The sequence below is a fragment of the Paenibacillus camelliae genome (assembly GCF_023715345.1).
Classification (GTDB): domain Bacteria; phylum Bacillota; class Bacilli; order Paenibacillales; family Paenibacillaceae; genus Pristimantibacillus; species Pristimantibacillus camelliae.
Genome location: NZ_JAMBNY010000003.1, coordinates 129,803 through 144,512, shown reverse-complemented (window position 1 = coordinate 144,512; position 14,710 = coordinate 129,803). Strand labels below are relative to the sequence as shown.

14 protein-coding genes and 1 pseudogene are annotated in these 14,710 nt (G+C 42.5%); 12 read left to right on the top strand and 3 right to left on the bottom strand.

From position 1 onward, the window contains the following. Positions 1–44: 44 nt before the first annotated feature. The 10 genes and pseudogenes from M3180_RS08545 to M3180_RS08500 all read left to right on the top strand — a co-directional run bounded on the left by M3180_RS08545 (position 45) and on the right by M3180_RS08500 (position 9,973). Positions 45–794: a helix-turn-helix domain-containing protein gene (locus M3180_RS08545; RefSeq protein WP_251666967.1), complete on the top strand. Its 750-nt coding sequence runs from the start codon at positions 45–47 to the stop codon at positions 792–794. 49 nt (positions 795–843) lie between these two features. Then, a pseudogene (locus M3180_RS08540) lies at positions 844–1,056 on the top strand (helix-turn-helix transcriptional regulator); the annotation flags it as partial. Positions 1,057–1,396: 340 nt separating this feature from the next. Further along, the gene (locus tag M3180_RS08535; protein ID WP_251666966.1) at positions 1,397–2,767 is read left to right on the top strand and encodes an MFS transporter; all 1,371 of its coding nucleotides are present in this window, start codon (positions 1,397–1,399) and stop codon (positions 2,765–2,767) included. Between the two features lie 45 nt (positions 2,768–2,812). Then, the gene (locus M3180_RS08530; RefSeq protein WP_251666965.1) at positions 2,813–3,646 is read left to right on the top strand and encodes a creatininase family protein; all 834 of its coding nucleotides are present in this window, start codon (positions 2,813–2,815) and stop codon (positions 3,644–3,646) included. Between the two features lie 216 nt (positions 3,647–3,862). Continuing rightward, the gene (locus M3180_RS08525) at positions 3,863–4,828 is read left to right on the top strand and encodes a M15 family metallopeptidase (protein ID WP_251666964.1); all 966 of its coding nucleotides are present in this window, start codon (positions 3,863–3,865) and stop codon (positions 4,826–4,828) included. A 145-nt stretch (positions 4,829–4,973) separates the two neighbouring features. Then, the gene (locus M3180_RS08520; protein WP_251666963.1) at positions 4,974–5,723 is read left to right on the top strand and encodes a methionine ABC transporter ATP-binding protein; all 750 of its coding nucleotides are present in this window, start codon (positions 4,974–4,976) and stop codon (positions 5,721–5,723) included. Continuing rightward, positions 5,716–6,378 carry a methionine ABC transporter permease gene (locus tag M3180_RS08515; RefSeq protein WP_251666962.1) on the top strand — a complete coding sequence of 221 codons (663 nt, stop codon included), beginning with the start codon at positions 5,716–5,718 and terminating at the stop codon, positions 6,376–6,378. The genes M3180_RS08520 and M3180_RS08515 overlap by 8 nt, the downstream gene beginning before the upstream one ends. 21 nt (positions 6,379–6,399) lie before the next feature. Next, the gene (locus tag M3180_RS08510) at positions 6,400–7,254 is read left to right on the top strand and encodes a MetQ/NlpA family ABC transporter substrate-binding protein (RefSeq protein ID WP_251666961.1); all 855 of its coding nucleotides are present in this window, start codon (positions 6,400–6,402) and stop codon (positions 7,252–7,254) included. 222 nt (positions 7,255–7,476) lie between these two features. Next, entirely contained in the window at positions 7,477–8,346 is an 870-nt protein-coding gene (locus M3180_RS08505; protein ID WP_251666960.1) for an NAD-dependent epimerase/dehydratase family protein, read from the top strand. A 745-nt stretch (positions 8,347–9,091) separates the two neighbouring features. Beyond that, positions 9,092–9,973, top strand: coding sequence for a DMT family transporter (locus M3180_RS08500; RefSeq protein ID WP_251666959.1), 882 nt, complete (start codon positions 9,092–9,094; stop codon positions 9,971–9,973). 48 nt (positions 9,974–10,021) lie between these two features. Here M3180_RS08500 and M3180_RS08495 read toward each other — a convergent pair whose 3' ends face one another. Next, positions 10,022–11,593 carry a BCCT family transporter gene (locus M3180_RS08495; RefSeq protein WP_251666958.1) on the bottom strand — a complete coding sequence of 524 codons (1,572 nt, stop codon included), beginning with the start codon at positions 11,591–11,593 and terminating at the stop codon, positions 10,022–10,024. Between the two features lie 149 nt (positions 11,594–11,742). On the opposite strand from M3180_RS08495, the gene M3180_RS08490 reads away from it, so the two are divergent. Together M3180_RS08490 and M3180_RS08485 are read left to right on the top strand one after the other, a co-directional pair. Beyond that, positions 11,743–12,009, top strand: a complete 267-nt coding sequence (locus tag M3180_RS08490; protein ID WP_251666957.1) for a hypothetical protein — start codon at positions 11,743–11,745, stop codon at positions 12,007–12,009. Between the two features lie 168 nt (positions 12,010–12,177). After that, the gene (locus tag M3180_RS08485) at positions 12,178–13,080 is read left to right on the top strand and encodes an SDR family oxidoreductase (RefSeq protein ID WP_251666956.1); all 903 of its coding nucleotides are present in this window, start codon (positions 12,178–12,180) and stop codon (positions 13,078–13,080) included. 70 nt (positions 13,081–13,150) lie between these two features. Here M3180_RS08485 and M3180_RS08480 read toward each other — a convergent pair whose 3' ends face one another. Both M3180_RS08480 and M3180_RS08475 read right to left on the bottom strand, forming a co-directional pair. Further along, a complete protein-coding gene (locus M3180_RS08480; RefSeq protein ID WP_251666955.1) occupies positions 13,151–13,999 on the bottom strand; it encodes an SDR family oxidoreductase in 849 nt (282 codons plus the stop codon). Between the two features lie 66 nt (positions 14,000–14,065). Continuing rightward, positions 14,066–14,689: a glycosyltransferase family 2 protein gene (locus M3180_RS08475; RefSeq protein WP_251666954.1), complete on the bottom strand. Its 624-nt coding sequence runs from the start codon at positions 14,687–14,689 to the stop codon at positions 14,066–14,068. Positions 14,690–14,710 lie beyond the last annotated feature (21 nt).

Genomic DNA, 14,710 nt, shown 5'->3' with positions numbered 1-14,710 from the left:
GGGCAACATTCTTTGTATAAGCAATGTAAGGCAGGGGACTTTTAATGACAGATGAAGCAGTGGATAAAAACCGCAAAGGGCCTACGCCTGAATATATTGAATCTGCCCATAAGCTTAGGGAGGAATACTTAGCGGCCATTCAGCGAAGTGACATCAATTGGATCAATCAGTTTAATAAGGATTTCACGAATAAGTTTAGAGATGAGTTTTTGAATATTCTTAAGCGGGTGCCGAATAATCAAACTCGCTCATATAAAAACATTCTGCTGTCACATAATACATTGTACAGCTATGTTGCTGAGAAGGGTGGCTTAAGCGCCTGGCAATGCCATTACATCTCTGAGAAATATGCGATTATGATTGAACACGCGAAAACCATTACAGAGCTTGATGAGATTCATGACAAGATGGTCAAGGAATATGTGGATCCTAACATCCGAACAAAGCATAATATGTTAACCGTTGTGCAAAAAGCAGAACAATTTATAGAAATGTACTTTACGGAAGATACATCGATGGATGAAATGGCTAAAAAGATGCATGTTCATCCGTCACATATGATGCGTGTGTTTAAGAAAGAAAAAGGGATAACGATCAGTCAATATCGCAATTTAAGAAGAATTAAAGAAGCGAAGGAGCTTATTCAATTTTCAAACCTACCGATGACTGAAATTGCTTTAATGGTTGGATTTAGCAGTCCTCAATATTTCTCTACTTTTTTCAAAGATATCGAAGAAGTGACTCCACTGGAGTATAGAAAAAGGATGAAGCAAAGGAATCAAGTTAAAGAATAAAGCAACTTAAGGACAGCATAACTGCTAAAACAGTTATACTGTTCTTTTATTTTTAGTTAAGACTCATCTAGTACAAAGAAAAGCAAAAGGATTCTCTCAAGAAGAACTTGCTAAAAGGTGCAATGTGACAAGACAAACGATTAATGCCATTGAGAACAACAAATACGATCCTAGTTTACAGTTGGCCTTTACGCTGTCACATGTTCTAGAACGTCCTCTTGAAGAGTTATTTATATTTAATTATGAAAGGAATGAAGAATAGTGATGACAATAAAAAAGGTAAGTATACTATTGTTCACTCGTACTTGTTATCGCGATAGCACGTAACAATAAATTTGTTGCGTGCTTTTTTATTTTCGCTGGGTAACGAAGGATGCAATTATAGTATAAAATCGTGCAATTACAGTGAAAACACTTTGGAGATATTCGAGTTATACTTTAACTACTTTCTAGTAAAAGCGTTTACATTCAATAGAGGATTTTAATAGTACAAGTGAATCGAAGGAAGCATTTCTGACAATAATGAAACAGTTAATGACATTTTAATTCAATTGTCTCAGCGTACTGCATGATAAACTTTTGAACACTTAAGGAGGGCACATATGAGGAAATTTGGTGTGAGAGATCAGGTTGGATATGCACTAGGGGATATAGGTGGAAGCTTTGTAAACCTATACATCGGTAGCTTTTTCTTAATATTTTGTACGTATGTGCTTGGTGTAAGCCCTTACTTCATGGGGACGATGTTTTTACTAGGCAAAGTTTTTGACGCAATCTGTAACATCATTATGGGCACGCTTCCAGACCGTTGGAAGCTCGGTAAGTCTGGTAATAAATTTCTGCCCTACATTACCATTTCTAAATGGCTGCTAGCAGCATCCTGCTTACTAGCATTTGCTGACGTATCGAGCTGGGGCTCATCGGCAATCCATGTATGGGTTGTGTTTGTTTACTTATTCTTTTGTGTCGCTTATACAGCGGATTCCATTCCGTATGGCTCGCTTGCGTCTGTTATTACAAATGATCCCGTTGAACGTACGAAGCTTTCTCGTGCGCGTGCAATTGGTGGTATGGTTGTAGGTCTCGGCTTTTTATCCTTTGTTCCTATGTTTATTTATGATCAGTCAGGCGAAGTCGTTTCCGAAGCATTTTTCCAGATCGCTATCGTATTCAGTGTGTTATCGGTGCTTGCGTATACTGGCCTAGTTAGATTAACGACAGAGCGTATTCGTGAGGACAAGCAAGCTGGCGTGCAGTCGGATTACAGCTTTAAGGATGCATTTAAGACTGCGATGAAAAATCGACCATTAATAGGTATGATGGTGGCATCCATCGGATCGCTTCTCATTATTAACGGGGTCAACCAGCTTGCTCCAATCGTATTTGCAGAGCGTTATCACATGCCAGGTGCCTTTGCAATTAACTCTTTTATCAGTATTGGCATAACCCTTGTTTTATTTGTTATCGTGCCTAAGCTTGTCGCAAAGTTTAACAAGCGAAATCTTGTCATTGCTTCAGCCATTTTTAGCCTAGCAGCATCCACATTAATGACGCTTGTAACCTTTGAGAATGTCTATGTGTTTATGGTGCTTTACAATATCGCAATGATTGGTTCTTCTGTATTCATTATGGTTGTATGGGCACTAGTAACAGATTGCATTGACTTTGCAGAGTATCAAACAGGTAAGCACTACGAAGGAACATTATTTTCATTTTACTCATTTGCACGAAAAGTTGGTATGGGCCTAGGCTCAGCAATTGGTAGCTTTGCACTCGGCTGGGTTGGTTTTGTATCCGGCGCTAAGTCCCAATCAGCTGAAGTGGCTCAAGGTGTACTAAAAATGTATACAGGCATGCCAATTGTCGCCTTCATTATTATTCTTATCGGCGTGGCATTAATCTATAATCTTAACGCGCAGAAAACAAGTGAGATGTATGCTGCACTAAAGGCAAGAAGAAACACAGTTCAATAGAGCAGCTGAATCTTTGACATCATAGTAGACAGGAGTAGGATAACGATGCGTACTAGATTTCTTTCTAAGCTAACGAATGGGGAAGTAGAGCAATATTTGGAGCGCAGTGATATTATTTTTGTACCGGTAGGCGTTACGGAAACACATGGTGCATTGCCACTAGATGCGGAAACAGTGTTAGCGGAAGCGGTGGCGCTTACGATGGCTGAAGCAGTCGATGGACTAGTGCTGCATAATTTGCCTTACTTTTTCGCAGGGGGTACAACGGTAGGTCGAGGTACTGTGCAAATGAGCATAGCGGATGGTAAAGCTTATTTGCAAAAGATTGCAAATTCATTACTGAAGCAAGGCTTTCGAAGACAAGTGTATGTAACAAGTCATGGTCCTGCTTACTTAACCGTTAGCAGCATGGTGCGCGATTTCTTTGATGAGACCAAAGTTCCGTTATTATATATGGACATGCTAAAAACCGCAGAAGCTGTAAACTTTGATCTGCTAAGCTCTTTCCACGACCTGGTTATCGGTGCTTACGATAAGCTTGGAAGATTGGAGGATGTGCCGCTTAATATACCAGAGTCTTCGTCGGTTACGTATGATGTTCAGCATATGCTTGATGGAATGGCTAAAAACCCTGCCAATAAGCTTGGCAAGTATGCCTATCAATCAGGAGCAGTAGGCTCTTACTTTGATGCACCTTCCGATCATATGACGACTCCTAAGCTGACAACTGCTGAGCAGAGAGCTGAATATGCTGCAAGAGGAGTAGTGGCTATTAATGATTTAGTGAAGGCGCTTGATATGCCAGCCATCGTTGAAAATCTGCGTGAAGCTGATCAATACACGAATCAGACGAGCGTGCAGAGATATAGTCATTGCTAGTGCTTGCTTAAGATAGAAATAGAGGATATCGCCCCCTATTGTAGAACCGCTGCATCATTACAGCAACGGCATATACAAAGGGGGTTTTTATTGAGAGTTGATTGAGTTTGGTATAATGCTAATAAGCAAGCAGTAGCCAGTTTTGTGAGCGGCTTTTTATTGATATGAAGCATGCCAATACAAAACTACTCGGTTATTAGACAGGGGGGAAGAGAGATGCGTATGAGCAGCTTCGTGTGGCGCGCACTGACAGTGATGCTGCTATGTATAGTGCTGCAAGGCTGCAGTACGGAGCATACGTCAGAGGAAAAGACAGCTGAACCATTCATGGATGGACAAGCTTCCTATGATAGTAACGAGACAGGCAATGAGACAAGTAGGGATGAGCCTTTACAAGGCGGCGCTCAGTCCGTTAATGAAGGTCAGAAAGAGGAAGAAGTCAGTGCTGTTGATATGGACGAGGAACAGGAAGACGGAGCGGAGCTTATTGATGAAGCAGGCTTGAGTGAAACTGAAGAAACAGACTTCATGCAGCACCCAGCTGAGCCAACAGCACCACCCAAAGCTTATGAGCTGCCAGAGGGCTTTGTCTATCTCGAGGATGTTCTGCTTGATGCGGAGTATGATCTAAGATATTATGGCGAAAATAATTTTGTTGGCAGACAAGTTGAGGGATATCTTGCACCCTATGCCATTGCAACAGCGGAAATGGCTGAGGCATTGATGCAGGTTAGTGACGAGATGAGAGATGCGGGTTACAGGCTGCTGATCTATGACACTTATCGACCGGCGAAGGCGGTTGAATTTTTCAAAGAGTGGTCCGAGGATGTGGATGATACGCTGATGAAGGAAGACTTTTACCCTAATGAGGACAAAAGACAGTTATTCAAACGAGGCTATTTATCGAAGAAGTCAGGACACTCGCGTGGCAGCACGGTTGATTTAACGCTTGTGCATGCTAGTAGTGGCGAGCTGGTTGATATGGGAAGTCCTTATGATTTGCTTGATGAGATCTCCACCTTTGCTACAAAGCAGATTACACCAGAGCAAGCAGCGAATCGGGAGCTGTTAAAGCAAGTCATGAACAAGCATGGCTTTAAGGAATATAGTAAGGAATGGTGGCATTACGTCTTAAGAGACGAGCCTTATCCAACAACTTATTTTGATTTTGACGTGCAATAATACAATCTGTTATTATACATATTTTTAGTCATGATTTATGATTAACAGTTGATTAGCGCTCCCAGCAATATGACACGCCGACGAGTTTAGGCTATAATTAATATCGCTGTAACATCCCTCTACACCGTAGAAAGGGGCTATTGTCGTGATTACATTAAGTCATGTGAGCAAAAGCTTTGCACAATATCGAGCTATTCGCTCGGTATCGTTAACCGTTAATAAAGGCGAAATACACGGCATCATCGGACCAAGCGGAGCGGGTAAATCAACATTACTGCGCTTAATGAATGTGCTTGAAAAACCGGATCAGGGAGAGGTTGTTGTCAATGGTCAGCAATTAACCCAATTAAGCCAAGCAGAGCTCAGGAAGGCCCGGCAATCGATAGGGATGATTTTTCAGCACTTTAATTTATTAAGTAATAAAACGGTGTATGCGAACGTCGCGATTCCATTAGAGTTGGCTGGTTACTCCAAAAGTGAGAAAGAAGCACGAGTGATGGAATGTCTTGCTTTTGTTGGGCTTGATCATGCAGCCAAACAATATCCAGCTCAGCTTAGCGGTGGACAGAAGCAGCGGGTCGCCATTGCTAGAGCACTCGCTAATCAACCGCAGGTGTTACTATGTGATGAGCCAACGTCATCACTGGATTCCAGTACAACAGCGGAAGTGCTGCACGTATTACAAAAAATAAATCAAACACTAGGTGTAACGATTGTGATCGTAAGCCACGAGCTGGATATCATTAGAAGCCTATGTCATCGCGTATCGGTTATCTCAGAGGGCGCGTTATACGAGACGGTTGTTAATGAGCCTACTGGCATACAGCAGCTTGAGAAAACCCCTCAAAGCTTCGTGCAGAAGCTGAAGGATAGGGGAGGCGATCACCTTGCCTGATATATTAGTGCAGTATCAATCTGAAATTATGGAATCGATTGGTGAAACGTTTATCATGGTAGGGATATCGGTGCTTGCTGCTATACTAATCGGTTTGCCGATAGGCACTTATCTTTATCTTTGCAGTAAAGGGAACCTGCTGCAAAACCAATTGGTTTACTCTATACTTAATGTGCTAGTTAATACGATTCGTTCATTTCCGTTTTTATTGCTCGTTGTGTTCATGATTCCTTTTACGAGAATCATTGTAGGCACAGCAATAGGCACCATTGCAGCTACGGTTCCTTTGGCTGTTATTGCAATCGCGCACTATGCCCGCTTGGTCGAGCAATCGCTGCTTGATGTGCCGAGAGGTGTATTGGAGGCAGCGGTATCGATGGGCGCATCCGTTCAGCATATTATTTTTAAGTTTTTATATGTTGAGGCTAGAAGCGGTCTATTGCTTGGTCTTACGACATCTACAGTGAGCTTTATATCTTATTCCACCATTATGGGCGTCGTTGGGGGTGGAGGGATTGGAGATTTTGCGATTCGATATGGCTATCAGCAATTCAAGACAGATTTGATGTTCTATGTTATTATCATCATGATTATTCTAGTGCAGCTTATTCAATTTGCGGGCACGACAATATCAAGAAAAATAGACAAAAGATAATTGGAAAGTGGGAGAAACAACATGAAAAAAATACTTTACTCTGTGCTGCTTTGTGCGTTGCTTTTAACTGCATGCGGCCAAAACAATGCCGGAAATGCGAACAATGCTGGAAATGTGGATAATACAAGCAGTAACCAGCCTGAACAAACAACCGAAGTAACAACATTAAAGGTTGCGTCACTAATTCCGCCAATGACAGAGATATTAGAGCTTGCGAAGCCTATGTTGGCAGAAGAAGGTATTGAGCTTGAAGTACTTGTATTAAGTGACAACGTTCAACCAAACAGCGCGCTTTGGGCGAAAGAAGTTGATGCGAACTTCTTCCAGCATGTCCCTTACATGGAGGAGTTCAATCGCAACAATGACTCAGAGCTAGTGCCGGTTACTCCTATATATTTTGCTAACTACGGAGTATATGCTAAGGATTATGCTTCAATGGAGGAGCTGCCTGAAGGTGCTGTTATCGCAATCGCGAACGATGTGTCTAATATTGACCGCTCACTTTCGCTGCTAGCTCAGCATGAGGTGATCACGCTTCAAGAAAAAACAGGTCCTTACTACACACAAAAGGATATTATCGAGAACCCGAAAAACTATAAATTTGAAGAAGTTGACCTGCTTATGCTTGCTAGAATGTATGATGATGCAGACGCGGTTGTCATGACACCAGCTTACGCTGCTCCACTTGGATTAACGCCTAAAAGCGATGCGCTGCTTACTGAAGGGGTAGAAAACGATTTTGCTATTACCCTTGTAGCACGCAGCGATAATGCTAATTCTGAGCCGATTCAGAAATTAGCAGCAGCGATGACAAGTGACGAGGTACGCGAATTTTTACAACAAAATTACGATGAAACGGCTATTCCAGCGTTTTAATACAATATTGATTGAAAAGCAAAGCCATTCACAATGATGTGAATGGCTTTTGCTATGCATACGAAAGTGTCATTTGTCAAAAGATTGTTTACTGATTAAACAAAGTATGATAATCTGTGGTTGTCCTGCAAGGCAGTCTGAACGACAGCTATTGTGAGACATCCTGCAATTAAACCATGAAATGATATAATCTGTACCCATAAAGTGAGGAGGTAACGAATAATGACAGAAAAGAAAAAGAAGGTCGTCGTAACTGGCGGCAGTGGTATGCTAGGGAAGTGGGTTGTAAAGCACTTTGTTGAGCAAGGCTATGAAGTGCTCAGCGTAGATACACGCCAACCAGAGGAGGCGGTGTGTCCCACACTGATCGCTGATCTGGATGATCTAGGACAGACGTATAGCGTGCTTGCTGGAGCAGATGCCGTCGTTCATATGGCAGCGGTTCCAAGAGTAGGTATCGTCCCTAACGATGCTACCTTCCGCAACAATGTTATGAGTACGTATAATATTTTGGAAGCGGCTTCTACGCTAGGCATCAAGAAAGTAGTTATCGCCTCAAGCGAATCCTCGTACGGTATTTGCTTTGCTGTGCATCCGTTAGCTCCAGAGTATGTACCGATGGACGAAGCACATCCACAGCTGCCTCAGGATAGCTACGGTTTGTCCAAAGTAGTTAACGAATTAACGGCAGATATGTTCCATCGCAGAACGGGAATTCAAGTGGTGTCATTCCGACTAGGTAACGTCATTCAGCCAGACTGGTACGAACGTTTCCCTTCATGGATTAATAATCCGGAGGAGCGCGAGCGTATACTATGGAGTTATATTGATACTCGTGATGTGGCAGAGGCATGCCGTCTAGCTATTGAAGCTGATGGACTTGGATCTGTTGCACTTAATCTAGCTTCCGATGAAACAAGCATGGCGGTTCCAAGTCGCGAGCTTATGGAAGCGCGCTATCCTCAGGTTCAAGACTTCCGTGCACCGCTAGAAGGGCATGAAGCATTGCTAAGCAGTGATAAAGTAATGAAGCTACTAGGCTGGAAGCCTAAATACAGATGGCGTGAAGAGCTGGATAAGCTGAATAAATAAGCGTGAAGAGATTGCCAATGGGCAATCTCTTCTACCATTAAATAGAGGGTTATTTAACATCATTTAAATAAGCGTTAAAAAAGTTCGGCTTTCAGCGCTCCGCTTAACCATCTCTACGCTCGAACCTTCCTTCGTCAGGAGGTCGCTTTAGAGATGGTAAGCTCCGCTGTAGTTGTTGTTAGTGTACCAAAGGGGATTGAACGTTAGTAGAAAACGAGTAGCGCAGCGTACGGTATTGGTACGTGAGCAACGGAGTTTTCGGTGCTCCGCTTACCATCTCTACGCTCGAACCTTCCTTCGTCAGGAGGTCGCTTTAGAGATGGTAAGCTCCGCTGTAGTTGTTGTTAGTGTACCAAAGGGGATTGAAAGTTAGTAGAAAACGAGTAGCGCAGCGTACGGTATTGGTACGTGAGAACCTAAAATTTTTTCGTAGAAAACATACTACGGAAGCATACCCTTCGGTTGAGCCCCATATTCACCGTCGAATCAACGACGAAGCCAGACATCGTCATCAAAGTTGAACATATTTAACAACAACTAAAATAAAAGTTAAAAGCGTTGGGCTTTCAGGACCAAGAAGATGGGGTAAAACTAGAAAACGAGTAGCGCAGCGTACGGTATTGGTACGTGAGCAACGGAGTTTTCGGTTGAGCCCCATATTTGCCGTCGAATTAGCCTCCATGTGAAGTTACATTCGTCATCAAAGCCAAACGCTTTTAACATCCTCTAAGAAGAAGGTGCAAGTGTGGGCTATATCATGCTACTCCTCGCAACCCTAGCGTGGAGTTTTGTCGGAGTATTAGTAAAAACAGGCGCAACGATGGTCGATAGCGCCATCATAACGTTTGCAAGATTCTTTTTCGGTGTTGTATTTTTAGGACTATATCTTTACATCCGAAACGGTAAAATTAATCTGCGTCTCGGCCTCAAGTGGATATGGATAGGGGCAATCGGAAAGGCGCTCAATTATATATTCGAGAACATTGCTATTCATATTGGCTATTCCTACGGAAATATTCTCGTTCAGCCCGTGCAGACGGTCGTATTGCTGCTAGCTGCAGCTTTGCTTTTCAAGGATAAAATTACGAAGCGCAGCTGGGTCGCAGCCGTGCTATGTATTATAGGCGTAATCATCGTAGGCTGGAATGGCGTTCCGTTGCATGAGCTGCTTAACGGTGGTGGTATAACCACGATTCTGTTTATACTTGCTGGTATCGGAGCGGCCGTACATGTATTAAGTCAACGTATGCTTATCCAGACGATGGACAATGGTAATATGAATGTTTCCATTTTTATTATAAGCACATGTCTAGTCACGCTGCCTATTCCATTTCAATCTGAAGGATTTGTTGGCCCAGTTACGGTTTGGGCTTGGGGAGCACTGCTGCTGCTAGGCTTAATTACAGGGTTTAGCTTTTTATGGTCGGCAGAAGCGATTAAACGTGTACCATTTACGATTGTAGCGCTTGCTGGTAACTGTACAGTATTATTTACGATTCTGTGGTCGTATCTTTTCTTCAACGATCCGATCACCATTTATGTTCTTGCAGGCACGTTTGTGTTTGTAGCGGGACTGTTGTTGCTTAATATTCCAATGCCACGTCTGAAGGCAAGGCTTAATTCTTAGAGTACTCCATTGTAATGAAACAAAAAACAACAAGTAGAAACAATGTTTCTACTTGTTGTTTTTTTTCTTTTTATCTAGCTCCTGTTGACTTAGCTTTTCAAGCTGACGGAATCGTTTAAGGTCAATTTTACGTATCGGCAAAGGCTCAAAGCGTACCAGCTTAATAACCGCTGCTATTAACAGAATCAGCAGAATGGTAAACGGAAGCGCTGCAATAAGCGAGGCCGTTTGCAATGCTTCGAGTCCACCTGCGTAAAGCAGCACGCCAGCAATGACAGAGATTAAAACTCCCCATACTACCTTTAGCTTTTGGGGAGGATTTAAGCTGCCTTCGGACGTCATGCTTGCCAAAATATAAGTGGCTGTATCACCAGACGTAACTAAGAAGATCAAAATAAGCACCATCGATACGATAGACGTAATGCCCGAAATCGGTAAGTATCGAAACAGCTCGAATAGCGCAGAGGTTACATCTGCATGTACCGTTTCTGCAATTCCAGTATTTTTTTTCAGGTCTAACCATAGTGCGGTTCCACCGAAGGCTGCAATCCAAAAGCAGGCGATAACGGGAGGGAAGATAATGACTCCGAGTATAAATTCTCGAATCGTTCTTCCTTTCGATACGCGTGCAATAAATGCGCCGACAAATGGTGACCAAGCAATGGCCCAAGCCCAATAAAAAATAGTCCAATCCCGAATCCATGTACCACCTCGATAAGGCTGCAGTCTGAGACTATAGGATATAAAGTTCGATAGGTAATCCCCTATAGCTAAGGTGAAGGTTTCCAATATGAAGACGGTTGGACCTGTAATAAATACGAACAGCAGTAAGCCTACGGCGAGTGCAAGATTCAAATTACTTAAATACTTCATGCCTTTATATATCCCGGATGAAGACGAGAGCATATACAATAGGAAAACAACTAAGATCAATAGGAGCTGAATCCAGTTTGAGTTATTAATGTTTAATACAGAATTGAGTCCTCCGCTTAGCTGCATAACCCCAAGTCCAATCGAGGTTGCAATACCCATAACGGTTGCAATGATCGACAAGGAATTAATCGTGTGCTTAACAAGTGGACGGCCACCAGTTACGGGCTCTAATGCGGTTGAGATCAGCGCGTCCTTCTTCTTGCGAAATTGTAGAAAAGCCATGACTAAGCCAACAATGGCATACACAGACCATTGACTAATACCCCAATGAAAAAATGCATAGCCCATAGCTACTCTTGCTGAAGTCTCTGATAATCCTTCCATATCAACGAATGGTGGAGTATAGAAATGACTCATAGGCTCTGCTACTCCCCAAAAGACTAGACCAACCCCGAGTCCAGCTCCAAATAACATTCCAATCCAAGAAAAGTAAGGGAATTCGGGTTTTTCATGCTCTTCTCCAAGCCGAAGGCTCCCATATTTCGTGAACACGAGACCGATTAGAAAAACAGCAATGATAAAGACTGCTAGCAGGAAAAACCATCCGAAATACTTTGAGATGATGGAGAAGATATTTTTCGCTACCTCACCAAACCAATTCGGTACAATTGCACCGATTAGCGCAAAAGCTAAAATTACTACAGCTGATACTGAGAATACAGGGTTTTTCCACATTTTAATCATCATGTCACCTCTAGATCATTATTTCACCGACTCGGTTAATATATGCAATGACAGCAAGGAACAAATAGAAGAAGAGCAGCGCATAATTATCGGCTTCCGTTACAACACTAACCGTGGATATTTGATCATTGTTGATTAAGGGAGGAAATAATATGGCTAAGCACTCAGAAGTCAGTTGGAAGCAGGATCACCCGAGTACATTGTTCGGCTACGCTGTTCAGAGAGCTAATCGCGCGGTAAAGCAAGCGATGTCACATCCATCGGATCAAGTCATTGATCAAGCATATCAATCCATCTCTCATGCAGAGAATGCGTTTCAAAACGCTGCTCAGTTCAACGAGCATATGGACATTGTGCAGCAAAATCAAGAACAGCTTGAGATGATGAAGCAGCAGCTGCAGGATACTGAGGGACAATAATCGATCATATCCACTCCGAGCATGGAGCAGCATTCGCTTCATGCTCGGCTAGTAACAATACATTTCTAATCAATCATCTACACGTCATGGATAGCTTAAATACTTATTGTCACCAATTATAGTTAGGCGAATAGTGTAGTACAGCAGAAACGAAAGGAGGAAGTAGTTATGATTCCAGGTTATCCTCATTATGGCTCGGAAACAGAATGCAAGGAGAGTCCGATCGCCTTTCCGCCTCAACATCAAAATATCCAACCAGGTCTCGAATATGAGATGTCTCCGTTACCGATATCTGATAACCCTGAATATAAGGGGAGTGGCAAATTAAAGGATAAGGTAGCGATCGTGACGGGAGGCGATAGTGGCATTGGTCGTGCCGTTTCCATTGGCTTCGCAAAGGAAGGCGCCAATCTCGTCATTACGTATATGCCACATGAACGCAAGGATGCTGAGCTTACGAAGCAAATGATAGAGGCATGCGGACAGCAAATCTTACTTATAGAGGGTGATTTAAGAGATGCGTCTTTCTCCAAATCGATTATTAAACAAACCATTGATCATTATGGCAAGCTTGACACGCTTGTCTTGAATCATGCGGTCCAGTACCCTCAGGAAAGTATATTGGATATATCCGATGAGCAGCTCGAGCAAACCTTTCGCACGAATGTGTATCCATTCTTCTACATGACAAAGGCTGCTTTGCCTCATCTAAAGCAAGGGAGTACGATAATATGTACAACTTCCGTTACAGCCTATGAAGGACACAAAAAGCTCCTCGACTATTCTGCAACGAAGGGAGCCATCGTCACCTTCACACGATCTTTGTCTCAGCAGCTCGTAGGTCAGGGCATTCGAGTCAATGCAGTCGCTCCTGGTCCAATCTGGACTCCGCTCATCGTATCAAGCTTTTCTGAAGAGGATGTTAAGAAATTTGGTGTGGATACTCCGATGAAGCGCGCAGGACAGCCATTCGAGCTGGCACCAACTTATATTTATCTGGCATCGGATGACTCGTCCTATGTGACAGGCCAAGTGCTGCATGTCAATGGCGGTACAATGACAGAGTCATAGTTTCAGCCCCATCATAAACAACTAAACAGCCAGCTTCCTACCGAGGAAGCTGGCTGTTTAATACCTAGCATTATTTATAATGAGGATATAGATCAGGATGCCGCTCAATCCATTCTTTCATCTCCATAATCATCTGCTCGTACGTAGGAACCTTGAAGCTAAAATCAGTACGATGGTTAATTAATGTTTTATCAACTCTAACAGAGCTGGATGGCCGAATCATAAGCTCATTATTTTTGAAATGCTTGTTAAACAGCTTGAGCAGCTCATACTTGTTAATGCTGGTTGAATGAACTAGATTATAAAGACCTGTTAGCTGTTCTTGTATAGCTGCTTCCATTGCCTTGGCTAGTGTCAGGGTTGTGACGCCGGTCCATATTGCCCGTTCATACCCGTAAATCGTCCCTTGCTGCTTCATAAACCAATTAAATAATCCGATTCCAGCTTCGTTCATATCAGGTCCGATAATCGAGTTGCGGAATGTTAAGCTATTGCGATTATGAAGCTCTCCTAATGCTTTCGTTCGATCATAAAAGGTTCTACCATCTGGAAAGCTAATCTCATCATATGGAGCAGATTGTCCTGAGAACACACAGTCTGTGCTCATATGAATAAGCAATGTTCGAGAATTCTGTAGCTTCTCATTCAGGACATGCGGCAAGTAGCTATTCACATAAACGGCCAGTGAGGGGTTAGCATCACAGGCATCGTTCAACATTCCAATACAGTTAATGACGGCGTCATATGGATAGGATAAGAGCTTATCCAGTAGATGCAGATTTGTAATATCACCGCATAGATTGTTGCCATAAGGAACTGGCTTGCGGGAGAAGGAAGTTACTTTATGACCTTGCTCTAAAAAGTATAATGCTATCGTATGACCAGCCATTCCACTCGCTCCAAGAACGAGGATATGCATGACCATTCTCCTTTCTTTCTGTAAGCATTGCATTCATGACCATTTGTCTATAGCTTTGCTTTTCAATTATTTTAATCTACGTACATGCAAATCTGATTCTGAGTTAGGACGCGGGTAATTGTACCAGTATGCAATGATATCGGTATATTTACAGCGTGGCTGCTTATCGACTAACGCTTTATTAAAATCCCAATCTCCGGCATAGGCTTTTTTTGTTGTAAACCTAGCATCACCTATAAAGCTTCTTCTAATAATTTTGAATTGGCCAGGCCAAAGATAACCATCAGTAGGCAATTTACGAATCAATCTTCCTACTCTCGTGATCATATTGTAGTAGTAAATATCGTATTCTCCGTTGACCTGTGCTAACACGTCTCGAATTTCAGGTAAATACTTGTCATCACTATCAATAATCGCAATATAGTCGCCCGTTGCTTCTTGTATGAGGCGATTATAACTTTCACTTGCGCCAATATTCGTCTCATTTCTTATTATCTTTAATTGGGGGCAATGCTTCTGATAGTCAATACATAGACTTAAAGTTTGATCCGTAGACGCGTCATCACATATTATAATTTCATAAGCATTTTCCTTTGGAATGCTGTCTAGCATCGCTATTATCCATTCCTCTTTGTTATAGGCCGGAGATAAAAAACTAATCTTCATCGTATCACCTCGTTGCCATTTCATCGGATATCGATTCACATATCT